This is a genomic window from Streptomyces sp. NPDC093094, from assembly GCF_044754345.1.
Taxonomy (GTDB): Bacteria; Actinomycetota; Actinomycetes; order Streptomycetales; family Streptomycetaceae; genus Streptomyces.
Genome location: NZ_JBIVOX010000018.1, coordinates 1 through 14,697, shown reverse-complemented (window position 1 = coordinate 14,697; position 14,697 = coordinate 1). Strand labels below are relative to the sequence as shown.

Below are 14,697 nucleotides of genomic sequence, written 5' to 3'. Positions count from 1 at the left end.
CGGCCGCGCCGACCGGGTTATGAGGGGTTGCTAGTCGGTGGCCGGGAAGGGCTTGAGCAGCGAGGGGACCGGCGCCGACGGCTCAGCGGGCACGGGCGGGCGGAAGGGGTCCAGGGCCGGGAGGCCGGGGACGAGGTGAGCGTGTTCCCGGCAGATGGCGATGACTTCGTCGCGGGTGGTGTGCGGGGTGCGGATCTTCGACCAGCCACCGGAGGAGTCCGCGGCGACGGCGGTGCCGGGGCGTTCCATCGGGATCAGGGTCGCGACCTGGACGGCGTCGGGGGCGACGTCGGCGAGGCCCATTTCAGCGGTCTGCTTGTCGTTGACGCGGTGCACGACCCGGCCGGTGAGCTGGGCGCGCAGCATGGTGGCGCCCTTGCCGAGGTCGGAGCCGAAGCGCTGGCCGCAGATCTCCAGGTAGATCCCGGCCGCCCGGGCCATCTGCGCGAGGCGGATCAGCGCGGTGACGATCCGCTCCCGCCGTTCCTCGTCCTTGCGGGAGGAGATCAGGAACAGCTCTGCCACCTCGTCGACCAGGACCACAACCGGGACCGGCCGCAGGTGCTCGGGCAGCTCCCACACGTCGGAGACGCCATGCGCGCTGAGCAGGTCGAAGCGGTCTTCCATCTCCGCGACCAGCACCGCCAGCAGCGAGGCGGCATCATCGGGCGTGGTGGCCAGCGCCGACAGGCGGGGCGCGAAGGCGGACTGTTCCACCCCGCGCTTGCAGTCGATACCCGCCAGGGCCACCGGGAGCCGGGCGAGTCCCTTGATCAGGTTGCGCTGGTACATGGACTTGCCGGAGGCGTTCGCGCCCAGGGTGAGCGCCATCGGTGCCTTGCGGTAGTCCCGCTCGAACGCGGTCCCGTCCTCCCGCAGTGCGACCGGCACCACCATGTCGTGCGGGGTGGCCCGGCGGGGCATACGGACCCGGCGCAGTACGTCGTAGCCGGTCATGCGCAGTTCGACGAAGCCCGGCCGGGTCTCCACCACGGTCACCGAGTGCACACCCCAGGCGTGACGCAGCCGCTCCGAGGAGGCGATCACGTCCGCGGGCTCCAGTCCGGCGGGGAGCCGCAGGGTCACCCGCAGCCCGGTCGAGGTGCCGCGGATCCGGCGGATGCGCGGGGGCACCGGCTGGACTTCCCGGCGGGCGACGTTGCGGGTCATGAATGCCCGCAGCCGGGAGGGCTGCACCGTCAGCCCGCACACATCCATGGTCGCCCGGTAGGTGAAGGTGAGCCGGCCCACGACGGCAGGCAGCCCGACCAGCGACCAGTACACCCGCGGCGCCCGGTGCTTCGCGTAGCCGAGACCACCCGCGGCGCCTAACGCGCCCGTGGCCTCCAGCATCATCGTCACGTCCGGCATGTCAGGCCACCGCGGTGATTGCGACCGCGCGGAACGAGATGCCGTGGCGCTTCTGGCCGTTGAACTCGTTCTCCCAGTCACGGGCCTTGAGCCCGACCACCCGCACCGGCATGCCCGGCGCCAGGCCCTCCGGGTAGCCCGTCTCCGGGATGGTCACCTGGTAGAGGTTCCCCTCCCCCTCGTCCGAGACCAGCAGACCCACCGTCGACAGCGGCGCACTTGTCTCCCGGTCCATCGCACGCTCACCGGTCTTCGCGTTCGCCAGCTTCGGCGTCGGCGCGGTCGCCACGAACACCACAGCAGACGAAAGATCGATCTTGAAGGACGGCATGAACTCGTCTCCTCGACGCAGCAGTTAGCCACCCGGCACGCCAGGTAGCAGCTTCACTACGACCGTACTCACAGAAAATCTGCGAGTCAAGGAATTCTGCTACTCGCAGGAACTCTGAAGTCCTGCGAGACTGTCTGCGACTGAGAGGGGAGTGCACATGAGCGAGGGATTCGGCCTGGTCGTCCGCTTCACGCTGCGCGACGAGAAAGCCGCAGGGGAGTTCGACGACCTGTGCGCCCGCACGCTGGAGGGCATCAAGTCCAGCGAGCCCGGCACACTGACCTACGTCACCCACACACCCGAGGGCGAGCCGCTGGTGCGGGTCTTCTACGAGCTGTATGCCGACCGTGCTGCGTTCGATGAGCACGAGGCGCAGACCCACACCAAGCACTTCCTCGCCGAGCGCGAGCAGTACCTTTCCGGGGTCGAGGTGACGTTCCTCGACGCGATCGCAGGGAAGGTGGCTGGCAGGCAGTGAGTTCCGAGGAGCGGCGCGTCTTCGGCGCGCGAGTGGCCGAGCTGCGGAAGCAGCGCGGCTTGACCCAGGGCGAACTAGCTGCGGCGATCGGACGCACGTCGAGCTGGCTTTCTCAGGTGGAGCGAGGAATCCAACCCGTCAACCGCCTCGACGTGCTTCGCCTGCTTGCCGATGGCCTTGGCGTGCCGCTCCAGGTTCTTCAACCGGATGCACCACTACCCGCCGAGCAAGAGCCAGCAGCCCAGGCCGAAACCAACGACCTTGATCAGGCCCGACTCGTCCTGTCGGGTCATCCCGCAGTCGACATCCTGCTCAGTCCGCGCGAGGACTTCCGGGCGAGCACGATGGACGATCTACGCGAAGCAACCGCACGGATCTGGGACCTTACGCACACCGATCAGTTCGCCGAACTTAGCGCCGCTCTTGGACCGCTCGTGCCACGGCTTGAGCGAGCTACCCGCACGGCTCCGCCGGAGTACCGCGCCGAGTTGCACGGTCTGACCGCACGTACATACCAGGCCCTCGCGGCCGCATTCGTGCGGCAGAACGAAGCTGACGCCGCATGGGTCGCAGCAGACCGCGCGATCCGAGAGGCCGAGCTTTCCGGCGAGTCCCTCGGGGTCTTCGCTGGTATCTACCGGCTCGCCCATGCATTCGTACGGCTCAAGCATCTCGACCAGGCCGAACACGCCACAGCTACCGCCGTCAACGCGCTCCAGAGCTACGTACGAGATCACGAGCCAGAGCCTCAGCACCTATCTGTGCTGGGTTCCCTGCACCTCATGCTGGCTCTCGTGCACGCCCGAGCCGGGGAGCGGTCTGCCGCCCGTGAGCAGATCGGCCAGGCCCGAGAGGTCGCAGAGCGACTCGGCGAAGACCGCAACGACTTCAACCTGGAGTTCGGGCCCACCAACGTCGAGATCCAGGCCGTCTCGACGGCTGTAGATCTAGGCGATGCGGGCGAGGCCCTGGACATCGGTGAACGGCTCGACGCCAGCAGCATGTCGATCGAACGGCAAGCACGGCTGCTCATGGACCTGGGGCGAGCCCATGCTCAGCGGCGGCACTTCGGCGATGCCCTGAGCTGTCTACTGGCAGCCGAGGAACTGGCCCCGGAAATGATCCACACGCACATCGCGGCGCGGGATGTCATCAGGGAACTGATTCTCGTCGCCGGGCGAGCCGCATCCGACGAGCTGAGGGCTCTTGCCGAGCGGACCGACGCTCTCGGCTGAGCAGGGTTGTTACAGGTTTCTCTACCTCATCAAGCCCCGGCTGCGCTCCGCTCCGCCGGGCGCGCTCCCGGCTCCGCTGCGCGCTGCGCTCCTGCCTTCGGCCCGCTCCGCGCACGCTGCGCCGACGCACGCCCACGTGTGGATAGGGCCAACGGCCCTGAGTCGATCACCCACACATTGCGGCCCCTGATCAGGACAATGCCTCCGGCGGGGGATCGGCCGGCACCGGGTGGGAGGGGCGCCGAACCCGGCCGCGGGCACGTAGTGGCGTGCGTGGGGGCTCCCATCCCGTCCACCGCCGACCCAGGCAGAGCCGAGCAGACGCGGCCCATGGCGTCCAGGTCGTTCGTACAGTGGCGCGCTCCACCTGGACGCCATGAACCACGTCCGCTCCACGGTGTGTGGGTCGACGGCGGACGGGATGGGAGCTGGGGTGGGTGGTGGTGAAGGCATGATGCCGTCGATCGGCCATCTGTAGCCGACTTGGCAAAGTGCCCCAATCAGAAGTACCGCACGATCAACGGTTCCGGAGCTGCAAGGGTCGCCCTCTGATGTCGCGGTGCTTCGGGGTCAGTTCGTCAACGACGCCCAGAACGCCACCAAGGACCGCCATACCGGCCTGGCAAACGAACACCCACCACCACCAGGCATCGAAGGGTGCCCACACATACAAGGCAACCAGGCCCCCCGCACCGATCGCGAACATGGACGCAGCGCCGAAGGCTCCACCGGGATTAATCGTCTTGTGATCCTCGACCTGGACCATCATTCGGATCGCATTGTCGATGTGATCTTGGAGGATTCGTCTCCCCTCGCTCTCCTCAGGAAGGAGGGCAAGTAGTTCCGCATCATGCCTGACGCTTTCCCTGATCTTGGGACGTCTGCGTCGCAGTTGAGCAAGGACTCCAGCCAGCGTGATGAACGCTACGACGACTGGGACGATGTCTTGTAACTTCACCAGAGGACTCCGCCTGTAAAGAGCGCCAGCAACGGGTCACAAGCGTGCCGTATCCGCGCGCCCTACGTGCCCAGATGGGCGGGGCTCTGACAGATGTTGCACGCTCCCGATACGACTTCGGATCAGCAGGTACATGCCCCTGCCGTGCCCGATCGACCGGTAACCGACGGGGAACCACGGTGACTGACGGACAGCGCACATGAGAACGACCCCCGACCGATTTACCTGGTCAGGGGCCGTTCTCACTGCTCTCTACGCGGAGGCGGTGGGATTTGAACCCACGGTGACATCGCTGCCACGACGGTTTTCAAGACCGTTCCCTTCGGCCGCTCGGGCACGCCTCCCCGCGTCGCCCACGGTCCGGCGGGCGGCGCGGGGACAAGAGTAACGGGTCGTCCTGTCCGGGCGGGGGTCAGTTGTCGCCCGTTCGAGAACCCAGCGTCAGTTCGACGGTGTCGGTCCTGCCGCCGCGCTCGTAGGTGATGGTGACCTTGTCGCCGGGCTGGTGGGTCCAGATCTCACCGATGAGGGTGGGACCGGAGTCGATGACATGGTCGTCGAGCTTGGTGATGACGTCGCCCGGCTTGAGGCCGGCCTTGGCGGCGGGGCCGCCCGCCTCGACGGGGTCGGCGCCGCCCGCGCCGGTGTCGGTGATCTTCGCTCCGCCGGTGGTGCCCTCCAGGGAGACGGACGCGCCGATCTTGGCGTAGACGGGCTTGCCGCTCTTGATCAGCTGCTTGGCGACGTACTCGGCCTGGTTGATCGGGATCGCGAAGCCCAGGCCGATGGACCCGGACTGGCCGGAGCCGCCGAAGCCGCCGTTGCTGCTGGACTGGATCGCGGAGTTGATGCCGATGACGTTGCCCTTGGCGTCCAGCAGCGGACCGCCGGAGTTGCCCGGGTTGATGGAGGCGTCGGTCTGCAGGGCGCTCATGTAGGAAGCCTGGCTGCCGGAGCCGTCACTGGAGGCGACCGGGCGGTTCTTGGCGCTGATGATGCCGGTCGTGACGGTGTTGGACAGACCGAAGGGGGCGCCGATGGCGATCGTGGAGTCGCCGACGGCCACGTCGTCGGAGTTGCCGAGGGTGAGCGGCTTCAGGTCCGAGGGGGCGTTCTTGAGCTTGATGACCGCCACGTCGTAGCCCTGGGCGTGGCCGACCACCTCGGCGTCGTACTTCTTGCCGTCGGGGAACGTCGCCGCCAGCTTGCCGCCGTCGACCGCGTCGGCCACCACGTGGTTGTTGGTGACGATGTGACCCTCGGTGTCGAAGACGAAGCCGGTGCCGGTGCCGCCCTCGCCGCTGCTGGACTCGGCCTCGATGGTGACCGTGCTCGGCAGCGCCCGGGCCGCGACGCCCGCCACGGTGCCCGGGTCGCGCTTGAGGTCGCCGCCGCTGTCCGCGGCCGAGACCGTGGTGGAACTGGTCCGGTCGTCGTTCTTCGCGAGCGTGTAGCCGAGCCCGCCGCCCAGGCCGCCCGCGACCAGCGCGGCGACCAGCACGCCCGCGAGCATCCCGCCGCGGCCGCGCCGCTGCTTCGGAACGGGGGGCTGTCCGGCCTGATAGGAGTCGCCCCAGGCCGGGACGGGGTCCCCGCCGCCGTGACCGCCGTCGAAGCCTCCGCCACCGTGGGCGCCGCCCTGGCCGCCGCCGTACCCGCCGCCGTAGGCGGGCGTGGCCGCCGGCGCCGGCGGGGGCGGCCAGGCCGCGTCGGGTGCGCTCTGCCCGGCGGGTCCGGGCTGCGGGGCCGGGGCACCGTACCCGAGGGTGGCCCCGGGGTCCCGCTCCTGGCCGGAGGCGGCCGCGCCGTACGCCGGGGGCTGCGGGGCGGCCGGGGCCGGCTGGGCCGCAGGCGCTGCCGGGACGGCGTGCTCGGGCGTCCGGGGGGAGGACGCGGAAGTGTCCACCGGCACGGGAGGTGCGGACGGGGCCGGGGGAACCTCGGTGCCCTCGTTCTCGGTGCTCACAGCTTCTCTCCTCGATCCACGGCTGTCGTCGCTGCGCAGGGGCGTTTTTGTATGCCGCCAGCTTTTCCCACCGGCCGTCAGAGCGCCATAAGCGGTGCCTGTGGGTCCGGGGTCATCCTTTATATAGGATGTTCTTCGCATATAGGACGCATCCCGGAGGCGGCCGGGACGCCACTCGGACGTCACGGATACCCCCTGACGGTGGCACCATGACGCGGTGACCCACGCACGGCAGCACCACATCCAGGTCGTCGCCCACCGCGGCGCCTCCGAGGACGCCCCGGAGCACACCCTCGCCGCGTACAGGAAGGCGATCGAGGACGGCGCGGACGCCCTCGAATGCGATGTGCGGCTGACCGCGGACGGGCACCTCGTATGTGTGCACGACCGCCGCGTCAACCGTACGTCCAACGGCCGCGGAGCGGTGTCCGCGCTGGAACTGGCCGACCTCGCCGCCCTCGACTTCGGCTCCTGGAAGCGGGGCCAGGAGGAGCCCGACTGGGAGGCCAGACCCGAGGACCCGGCGGACACCTCGGTGCTCACGCTGGAGCGGCTGCTCGAACTCGTCGCCGACGCCGGGCGCCGGGTGGAGCTGGCGATCGAGACCAAGCACCCCACGCGCTGGGCGGGGCAGGTCGAGGAGCGGCTGCTGCTCCTGCTGAAGAGGTTCGGACTGCACTCCCCCGCCGCGCCCGAGGAGTCCCCGGTGCGTGTGATGAGCTTCTCGGCGCGCTCGCTGCACCGCGTCAGGACCGCGGCGCCGACCCTGCCGACGGTCTACCTCATGCAGTTCGTCTCGCCCCGGCTGCGCGACGGCCGGCTGCCCGCCGGAGTGCGCATCGCGGGCCCCTCCATCCGGATCGTGCGCAGCCACCCCGCCTATGTGGAACGGCTGAAGCGGGCCGGCCACCAGGTGCACGTGTGGACCGTGAACGAGCCCGAGGACGTGGAGCTCTGCCTGCGTCTGGGCGTCGACGCCATCATCACCAACCGGCCGCTCGCGGTGGCCCGGCTCCTGGGCCGCTGACCCCCTCCCCCCCGGCCCCGGGTCGGTTCTCGGCCGTCCGTCGCACCCCCCTCGGACGGTCCGTTCTCGCCTGGTCAGAGCACCTTCACCCCCTTTGTGATCACAGGGAGTGCACCGGCGCGTTCGCTCCGTGTCCGGTCGTTGCGAATGCGTCACCGGAACCGCATTGGCCGGTTTCCGGTACAGGCCAAGAGGGCATTCACACCGTGGCGTGGGGCGAAGGAGGTCTCGGGGGTGGCGTTGGTGGTGGCACAGGAGGTGCCCACGTCGTCGAGCATGGCCGTACCCCATGGCCCTGCGGGCGTGGGGGAAGCACGGCACCGGATGCGCGCGCAGCTGCGCAGCGGCGGCGTCGCGGAGACGGTCATCGACGACGCCGTGCTCATCCTTTCCGAGCTCTTGAGCAACGCGTGCAAACACGGCCGGCCACTGGGGGGCGCCCTGGCCGGAGACGGTGACGTCCGGGCCTCATGGCGCGTGGACCCGGGCGGCCGGCTCGTCGTGGAGGTGACGGACGGCGGCGGACCGACCCGCCCGGCTCCCGCCACCCCGTCGGTCACCGCCCACGGCGGCCGGGGGCTGAACATCATCACCGCGCTCGCCGACGACTGGGGGGTGCGGGACGACGCCCGCGGCGAGGTCACCGTGTGGGTCGTGGTCCACGAGAGCGTTCACGACCGGGCTGCCGCCCGGCGCCGCGACGACTTCGCTACGCGCGTCACAGCCCCGTCGGTCTCGGCCATCGTGGACCTGGACTTCGGGGACGTCTTCGACGATCTGGACTGAGCCGGGGCGGGCCGGCCCGGGCCGGGGCGCTCGCGGCTCACCCGCTCGGCGGGAGGATCGGTCCGACGACCCTCCGTCGTCCACAGGGTCGCGTCGCTCATGGCTCGAACGGCTAGGCTCGCGCCCGTACGAGACGAGCCGTAACCGGGAGACCCCACGATGGCCAAGAAGCGACCCCAGACGAAGGCCAAGCCGCAGCAGATCACCGACGGAGAGATCCCGGTCGTCGGCGCCCGCGAGCCCTGCCCGTGCGGCAGCGGCCGCCGCTACAAGGCGTGTCACGGCCGGGCCGCGTCGCACGCCGCGACCGAGCTGGTGCACCGCCCGTTCGAGAGCCTGCCGGGCGAGTGCGACTGGGTGGCGCTGCGCGAGCTGGTGCCGGCCGCCACGGTGGAGCTGACCCTCAAGGGCGGCCTGCCCGAGGGCGTCCCCTCGGTCCGGCTGGCCACCGTGCTGCCGATGGCCTGGCCCGCGCTGCGCCGTGACGACGGCTCGGTGCTGCTCGGCCTGCAGAACGACACGTCGTCGGGCGACATCAGCCGCGACCTGGCCGACACCCTGCGGCGCGCGCTGGACGCCGAGCCGGGCACCCCGGTGCAGGGCCGTCGCGCCCCGGCCGAGGGGCCGCGCCTCCAGGACCTGCTGGACCCCGAGGCCCCGTTCGAGCCGGAGGTGCACAGCGGTTTCGAGTTCTGGGTGCCGGACTCGGAGAACGCCACGCCGGACGTGACCGCGTCCCTGGAGCGGGCCAACGCCGCCGCCATCCCCACCGTGAAGCTCACCGGCGTGGACGCGGCGTACTGGTGCGAGACGCCGGAGAAGAACCATCTGCGGTGGGTCATGCCGCATCCCGAGGAGCAGCTTCTGGACGCGCTCGCGCGGCTGCACGCCGCGGGCCGCTCCAGCCTCGGTGAGGGCACCCGTCTCGTCGGTTCCTTCCGTGCTCACGGGCTCACGGTCCCGGTCTGGGACCTGCCGAGCGAGGTCGGCGCACAGGACGTGGAGAAGCCGGCCGCCGAGTTCGCCGAGCGCCTCGCCGCGGCCCTCGCGACGGACGCGCCGCTCACGGCGGACGAGCGCCGCGCACGGGGCGGACTCACCAACCGACAGGTCACGCTCAGCTGACACCCGCTGTGAGGGCGGGGCGGCTGACCGGTCGGTCAGCCGCCCCGCCCTCACGGCTCCCGGCGGACCTCGATCACAACTCCCGCTCGAGAAAAGGTCGATCGGTGTCCGAATAGCCGAGGAAAACCAGAGATCGAATTTGCGAACAGCCGATCTCTTGTTACCGTTCCAGTAGCCCGGTTGCTGGTGCATCCCCCGTCGCCAGCAACCGGGTCTTCGTGTCTGCGGCCCTGCGCACGGAACGCGGCCGCCCGTCAACTCGCCGCGAGCAGAGGGGATTTGGCCGACAGGGCCGGATCCCGCGCCTCGGCGCCGCGGCCCGCCGGACAGGATCTAGGGATTGCTTCCCGATCGCAGCATCAGCGGTCCGTCCGGCCGCACGCCCGCGAATTCCGCGACCGCGGTATATCGGATCGCCTCCCCGAGAGTGCGCTCGCGGGGTGTCTCGCAGGAGGCCGGCTCGTCGCCCGCCCCGACCGCGCAGCGCATCTGCACCGTGCGCCCCTCCGGCCCCATGAGGCTCAGCACGGCCTGGAGCGTCTCACCGGTGGCGTTGCGGTAGTAGGTGCGTGCCCAGGTGTCCTCGCCCTGGGTCAGTACACAGGTCTGCGCCTCCACGCCCTCGGGAGAACTGAGTTCGGGTCCGCAGCGGGCGGCGGTGGCCGCGCCCAGGCCGAGCAGCAGCGGGGCACCGGCCCGCTCGTGCGAACCGGGCCCGCCGGGCGGCCGGGGCGGTCCGGCGGACGGCCCCTTGGCGTCGGTCTCGTCGTCCTCGTCGGCCGCACCGGTCCGGAGCAGGCGGGACGGGCCGGGCCCGGGCGCGGGCAGCCGTACGATCATGCGCTCCCCGTCGTCCGCGGGGCCCGCGGACGCCACGGCCAGCGGCAGCGCGATCGCGCATGCCGCGACGCCCGCGAGGGCGAGGAGACGAAGGTTCATGCAGGGGACGATAACCAGCGGAAACGGGCGCCCGGTTCCGCGCGCGCCCGACACCCCTACAACTCGGGCGCGCTCACACCCGTACGAGTGAGGGCGTCCACGACGGCGTCGACCACGGCCTCCACGTCGGGGACCCAGGGCGAGGCCGAGCCGGGCAGCGGCGCCCGCTCCCAGCGGATGGCGCCCTGACCGGTCGCGGACGGGGGGAGGGCGAGGTAGCCGCCCTCGCCGTGGAAGCGCAGGGAGCCGGGGACGAAGTCCTTGGTGTAGAGCAGTTCGCCCAACTGCTCCATCCCGTAGGGCCGTACGAGGATCGACCAGCGGGCGGGAGAGGCGACGACCGGGCCGAGGCGCATGCCGGTGCGGTCGAGGGCCTCCAGGGCGCGCGCGGCGGCCGGCGCGGGGAGACTGACCGCGCAGGGGGCCGTGCCGCCGGTGGCCAGCACGATCGGGGCGGCCGGCCGGTTCGTCCACCACCAGCGCACCATGCGCTCGTCGGTGGTGGCGGTGAGCAGGCCCGGGTCGAAGGGGTGGGCACCGGGCACCGTGCACTCGGGGTCGGGACAGCCGCAGCGCGAACGTGCCTGCGCGTCGGCCGCCACACCGGGGAGCACGGGCCACTGCCACTGGGTCGCGAAGGTCAGGGCCGCGCCGATCAGCTCAGGCTTCCCGCCACCGCGCCTGGACAGGAGCCTGCGTCGCCTTCCGAGGATCTCGCGCATGAGCGCTCGTTCCTTTCCGTTGCACGCCGGCAACACCGTGGACCACATCACACCATGTGTCGATCACTGCACTGTGCGTACCTGCTGGCGCATCACACCCCTGCGAGAAACGCGGGGATCTCCCCTACGGATCGAGTGTCGGGCCTCGGCCGTGTAGACGGCCGATGCAGGCGGCCGGCCGTCATGGCCGGGCCTGCCGTTCTGTCCGTACTCACCGTGCTTGCCGCGCTCGTCGTACTCGTTCTGTCCGCAGCACGTGCGTGGCGTGGGGTGGCGAAGTATGGCGTTTGCCGTTCCGCGTACTTCTCTCCGCCTCCACCACGGGAGGATGGGGCACGGTCGTCGGTGGCTAAGACGCCCGGGTCCGCCGCCAGGTTCCGGGTGGCCCCAACCACCCCTGGCCTTCACCGAGTACGTACCCATCACGACCGCTGTGACGCTCCGTCGAGCAAGCCCAGTCGACCGCAGAGGGGCGCCGACCGAGGCTGTTTTAAGCCAACTTTGCCTTTCCTCAAGAGGAACGTCCACCCTTCCCGGAAACCTCATGGACACCAGGAATCCCCGCAGGACAATGCTGGACATCCCCTCACGAGTGCGTGTACATGTGGAGACACCGCTAGCGGCGCAGAATGACATGGGGGTTCGCGATGCTTCTGAGCAAAACGCACCGGTCGGAAAGCCGGACGCCATGAACGCCCCCCACCCTCCGAAAGTGGCCGGAATCGATTCAACGGTTCCCTCACCCGCACACACTGTCGCGCCCGCACCCGCCGCACCTGACGTCTCCCCGGTCACCGCGGACGCCGGTGCACTGCTCCAGGACCGCCTCGCGGGCTGGGTGTCCGACCTCACGACCCTCCACGAACTCACCGAGCGTCTCGTCCGCACGGACTCCCTGGCCGACGCCCTCCAGGAACTGCTGCGCGCCGGAGGCGCCCTGGTGGGCGCCCGGCGCGGTCTCGTCGTCCTGGAACCCGGCGACGGGCTCGGCCCCCGCACCACCGTCGGCCTCGGGCTCGGGCAGGCCGACCTCGGCCACATCGAGACGGTGCCGCGCGGCTCCCTCCCCTACGGCGAGCTCCTCGACACCACCGCGGGACTGCCCGGCGGCGTGGCCGGAATCGTGCGCTCCGATCTGCTCTCCGAGGACGGCCTCGACCCCCGCCACCGCGAGGTGGCCCACCGCCTGGGCTTCGCCGCCAGCTACGCGCTCCCCCTGTCCACCGAGGCGGCCGGCCGCCTCGGTGCCGCGGTGTGGCTGTACGACGAGCCCGCGGAGCCCGTCGAGCGCCAGCGCCACCTCGTCGGCCTCTACGCCCGCTACGCCACCGAGCACCTCGCCCGGGTGCTGGAGGTCGAGCGCACCCGCGCGTGCATGGCCACCATGTCCGAGGAGCTGCTCCCCTCCCGGCTCCCCCGCGTCACCGGCGTCCAGCTCGCCGCCCGGCACCGCACCTGCGCCCGCGGCGGAGGCGACTGGTACGACGCCCTGCCGCTGCCCGCCGCCGCGCTGGGTCTCGCCGTCGGCTCGGTCACCGGGTCCGGGCCGAGCGCGGTCGCCGCGATGGGCCGGCTGCGCGCCTCCCTGCGGGCGTACGCCGTGATGGAGGGCGAGGACCCGGTCGCCGTCCTGTCCGACCTGGAGCTGCTGCTCCGGCTGACCGAGCCCGCCCGCTCCGCCACCGCCCTGTTCGCCTACTGCGAACCCGCGCTGCGCAAGCTCACCCTCGCCGGGGCCGGACACTGCCCGCCGCTGCTGATCGGCGAGCGGCGCACGGAGTTCGCCGAGACGTCCGTGTCGGCGCCGCTGGGCATGCTCGCCTGCTGGGAGGCGCCCAGCGTGGAGATCCAGGCGGACGAAGGAGAGACGGTTCTGCTCTACACCGACGGGCTGCTGCACCGCACCGGCGAACCCATCGACCGCGCCTTCGCCCGGCTGCACGCGGCCGCCGCGGGAACCCCCCGCGCGCTGCGCCGCGACCCCGAGGCGCTCCTCGACCACGTGCTGCGCACGGTGCTGCCGGACGGGCTGGACGCCGCCGACAGCGAGGAGGACGTGGTGCTGATGGCGGCCCGCTTCGAGTGACGCCCCCTGCACTGCATGTAAGAGGTCCTTCCGCCCTGGGCCCCCTTCCGTACGACCGTACGATGGAGGGGGTCCAGTGCCGTGTCCAAGGAGGATGACCGTGACCGAAGAGCTCCCGGCTGTGCCCGAAGCTGCTACCGCAGCGGGCCCGGAAAACTCTGAGGAAGAGCCGATCAAGCAGCGCAAGAACGGCCTGTATCCGGGCGTGTCCGACGAGCTCGCCGAGAACATGAAGTCCGGCTGGGCCGACACCGAGCTGCACGACCTGCAGCCGATCCCGCAGGCCGCCGAGACCGCCGCCCGCCGCGCCGCGCTGTCCGCGCGTTTCCCCGGCGAGCGTCTGGTGATCCCTGCGGGCAACCTGAAGACCCGCTCGAACGACACCGAGTACGCCTTCCGCGCGTCCGTCGAGTACGCCTACCTCACCGGCAACCAGACCGAGGACGGCGTCCTGGTCCTGGAGCCCGCGGGCGAGGGCCACGAGGCGACCGTGTACCTGCTGCCGCGCTCCGACCGCGAGAACGGCGAGTTCTGGCTCTCCGGCCAGGGCGAGCTGTGGGTCGGCCGCCGTCACTCCCTCACCGAGGCGGGGAAGCTGTACGGCATCCCGGCCTCCGACGTGCGCGAGCTGGCCGACAGGCTCCGCGAGGCCACCGGCCCGGTCCGCGTCGTGCGCGGCTACGACGCCGGCGTCGAGGCCGCCCTGACCGACAAGGTCACCGCCGAGCGCGACGAGGAGCTGCGGGTCTTCCTCTCCGAGGCGCGACTGGTCAAGGACGAGTTCGAGATCGGCGAGCTGCAGAAGGCCGTCGACTCCACCGTGCGCGGCTTCGAGGACGTGGTGAAGGTCCTCGACAAGGCCGAGGCCACCTCCGAGCGGTACATCGAGGGCACGTTCTTCCTGCGCGCCCGCGTGGAGGGCAACGACATCGGCTACGGCTCCATCTGCGCCGCCGGCCCGCACGCCTGCACACTGCACTGGGTGCGCAACGACGGCCCCGTGCGCTCCGGCGACCTGCTGCTGCTCGACGCGGGTGTCGAGACGCACACGTACTACACCGCCGACGTCACGCGGACCCTGCCGATCAACGGCCGCTACACCGAGATCCAGAAGAAGATCTACGACGCGGTGTACGAGGCCCAGGAGGCCGGTATCGCCGCGGTGAAGCCGGGCGGGAAGTACCGGGACTTCCACGACGCGGCCCAGCGGGTGCTCACCGAGAAGCTCGTCGAGTGGGGGCTCGTCGAGGGTCCGGTCGAGCGGGTGCTGGAGCTGGGGCTCCAGCGGCGGTGGACGCTGCACGGCACCGGCCACATGCTCGGCATGGACGTCCACGACTGCGCCGCCGCACGCGTGGAGAGCTACGTCGACGGCACGCTGGAGCCGGGCATGTGCCTGACCGTGGAGCCGGGGCTGTACTTCCAGGCCGACGACCTGACCGTGCCCGAGGAGTACCGGGGCATCGGCGTGCGCATCGAGGACGACATCCTGGTGACGGAGGACGGCAACCGGAACCTGTCCGCCGGTCTTCCGCGCCGGTCCGACGAGGTCGAGGCGTGGATGGCGGACCTGAAGGGCTCGCGGTCCTGACCGCCTGACCTGCCGGCCGCCCGGCCGGCCGGCCGATCGCCTTCGAGGGGGCGTCGTGCGGAGCGTGAACGCGCTCCGCACG

Annotated in this window: 13 protein-coding genes and 1 tRNA gene; 7 read left to right on the top strand and 7 right to left on the bottom strand. The window is 71.0% G+C overall.

Annotation, left to right across the window (positions count from 1 at the left end; translation table 11 throughout):
• Positions 1-30: 30 nt before the first annotated feature.
• Together ACIQGV_RS30840 and ACIQGV_RS30835 are read right to left on the bottom strand one after the other, a co-directional pair.
• A complete protein-coding gene (locus tag ACIQGV_RS30840) occupies positions 31-1,371 on the bottom strand; it encodes an FtsK/SpoIIIE domain-containing protein (RefSeq protein ID WP_402500215.1) in 1,341 nt (446 codons plus the stop codon).
• Position 1,372: 1 nt separating this feature from the next.
• On the bottom strand, positions 1,373-1,702 hold the full coding sequence (locus tag ACIQGV_RS30835) for a hypothetical protein (protein ID WP_402500212.1): 330 nt from the start codon (positions 1,700-1,702) through the stop codon (positions 1,373-1,375).
• Between the two features lie 157 nt (positions 1,703-1,859).
• Here ACIQGV_RS30835 and ACIQGV_RS30830 point away from each other — a divergent pair, with 157 nt between their 5' ends.
• Both ACIQGV_RS30830 and ACIQGV_RS30825 read left to right on the top strand, forming a co-directional pair.
• Positions 1,860-2,180 (top strand): putative quinol monooxygenase, encoded by a 321-nt coding sequence (locus tag ACIQGV_RS30830; protein ID WP_402500210.1) that lies wholly within the window; start codon positions 1,860-1,862, stop codon positions 2,178-2,180.
• Entirely contained in the window at positions 2,177-3,415 is a 1,239-nt protein-coding gene (locus ACIQGV_RS30825; protein ID WP_402500208.1) for a helix-turn-helix domain-containing protein, read from the top strand. The genes ACIQGV_RS30830 and ACIQGV_RS30825 overlap by 4 nt, the downstream gene beginning before the upstream one ends.
• 517 nt (positions 3,416-3,932) lie before the next feature.
• Here ACIQGV_RS30825 and ACIQGV_RS30820 read toward each other — a convergent pair.
• The 3 genes from ACIQGV_RS30820 to ACIQGV_RS30810 all read right to left on the bottom strand — a co-directional run bounded on the left by ACIQGV_RS30820 (position 3,933) and on the right by ACIQGV_RS30810 (position 6,339).
• A complete protein-coding gene (locus ACIQGV_RS30820) occupies positions 3,933-4,373 on the bottom strand; it encodes a hypothetical protein (RefSeq protein WP_402500206.1) in 441 nt (146 codons plus the stop codon).
• A 257-nt stretch (positions 4,374-4,630) separates the two neighbouring features.
• Positions 4,631-4,717: transfer RNA gene (locus ACIQGV_RS30815), tRNA-Ser, on the bottom strand.
• A 68-nt stretch (positions 4,718-4,785) separates the two neighbouring features.
• Positions 4,786-6,339, bottom strand: coding sequence for a S1C family serine protease (locus ACIQGV_RS30810; RefSeq protein WP_402500204.1), 1,554 nt, complete (start codon positions 6,337-6,339; stop codon positions 4,786-4,788).
• A gap of 217 nt (positions 6,340-6,556) precedes the next feature.
• Here ACIQGV_RS30810 and ACIQGV_RS30805 point away from each other — a divergent pair, with 217 nt between their 5' ends.
• From ACIQGV_RS30805 to ACIQGV_RS30795, 3 genes are all read left to right on the top strand, one after another.
• On the top strand, positions 6,557-7,366 hold the full coding sequence (locus tag ACIQGV_RS30805) for a glycerophosphodiester phosphodiesterase (RefSeq protein ID WP_402500202.1): 810 nt from the start codon (positions 6,557-6,559) through the stop codon (positions 7,364-7,366).
• 147 nt (positions 7,367-7,513) lie between these two features.
• Positions 7,514-8,152, top strand: coding sequence for an ATP-binding protein (locus ACIQGV_RS30800; protein ID WP_402500200.1), 639 nt, complete (start codon positions 7,514-7,516; stop codon positions 8,150-8,152).
• Between the two features lie 159 nt (positions 8,153-8,311).
• Positions 8,312-9,277 (top strand): DUF5926 family protein, encoded by a 966-nt coding sequence (locus ACIQGV_RS30795; protein WP_402500198.1) that lies wholly within the window; start codon positions 8,312-8,314, stop codon positions 9,275-9,277.
• Positions 9,278-9,610: 333 nt separating this feature from the next.
• Here ACIQGV_RS30795 and ACIQGV_RS30790 read toward each other — a convergent pair whose 3' ends face one another.
• Positions 9,611-10,216 carry a hypothetical protein gene (locus ACIQGV_RS30790; RefSeq protein ID WP_402500196.1) on the bottom strand — a complete coding sequence of 202 codons (606 nt, stop codon included), beginning with the start codon at positions 10,214-10,216 and terminating at the stop codon, positions 9,611-9,613.
• 56 nt (positions 10,217-10,272) lie between these two features.
• Complete coding sequence (locus tag ACIQGV_RS30785; protein WP_402500193.1) at positions 10,273-10,938, bottom strand: bifunctional DNA primase/polymerase; 666 nt, start codon at positions 10,936-10,938, stop codon at positions 10,273-10,275.
• 571 nt (positions 10,939-11,509) lie between these two features.
• On the opposite strand from ACIQGV_RS30785, the gene ACIQGV_RS30780 reads away from it, so the two are divergent.
• Together ACIQGV_RS30780 and ACIQGV_RS30775 are read left to right on the top strand one after the other, a co-directional pair.
• Positions 11,510-13,024 carry a PP2C family protein-serine/threonine phosphatase gene (locus tag ACIQGV_RS30780; RefSeq protein WP_402500504.1) on the top strand — a complete coding sequence of 505 codons (1,515 nt, stop codon included), beginning with the start codon at positions 11,510-11,512 and terminating at the stop codon, positions 13,022-13,024.
• Positions 13,025-13,118: 94 nt separating this feature from the next.
• Positions 13,119-14,615: an aminopeptidase P family protein gene (locus ACIQGV_RS30775; RefSeq protein WP_402500191.1), complete on the top strand. Its 1,497-nt coding sequence runs from the start codon at positions 13,119-13,121 to the stop codon at positions 14,613-14,615.
• Positions 14,616-14,697 lie beyond the last annotated feature (82 nt).

Excerpts from the sequence above, each read along its gene's own strand:
- ACIQGV_RS30840 (WP_402500215.1), bottom strand. The coding sequence starts at position 1,371 with ATGCCGGACGTGACGATGATGCTGGAGGCCACGGGCGCGTTAGGCGCC.
- ACIQGV_RS30835 (WP_402500212.1), bottom strand. The coding sequence starts at position 1,702 with ATGCCGTCCTTCAAGATCGATCTTTCGTCTGCTGTGGTGTTCGTGGCG.
- ACIQGV_RS30830 (WP_402500210.1), top strand. The coding sequence starts at position 1,860 with ATGAGCGAGGGATTCGGCCTGGTCGTCCGCTTCACGCTGCGCGACGAG.
- ACIQGV_RS30800 (WP_402500200.1), top strand. The coding sequence starts at position 7,514 with ATGCGTCACCGGAACCGCATTGGCCGGTTTCCGGTACAGGCCAAGAGG.
- ACIQGV_RS30795 (WP_402500198.1), top strand. The coding sequence starts at position 8,312 with ATGGCCAAGAAGCGACCCCAGACGAAGGCCAAGCCGCAGCAGATCACC.
- ACIQGV_RS30790 (WP_402500196.1), bottom strand. The coding sequence starts at position 10,216 with ATGAACCTTCGTCTCCTCGCCCTCGCGGGCGTCGCGGCATGCGCGATC.
- ACIQGV_RS30785 (WP_402500193.1), bottom strand. The coding sequence starts at position 10,938 with ATGCGCGAGATCCTCGGAAGGCGACGCAGGCTCCTGTCCAGGCGCGGT.
- ACIQGV_RS30780 (WP_402500504.1), top strand. The coding sequence starts at position 11,510 with ATGCTGGACATCCCCTCACGAGTGCGTGTACATGTGGAGACACCGCTA.
- ACIQGV_RS30775 (WP_402500191.1), top strand. The coding sequence starts at position 13,119 with ATGACCGTGACCGAAGAGCTCCCGGCTGTGCCCGAAGCTGCTACCGCA.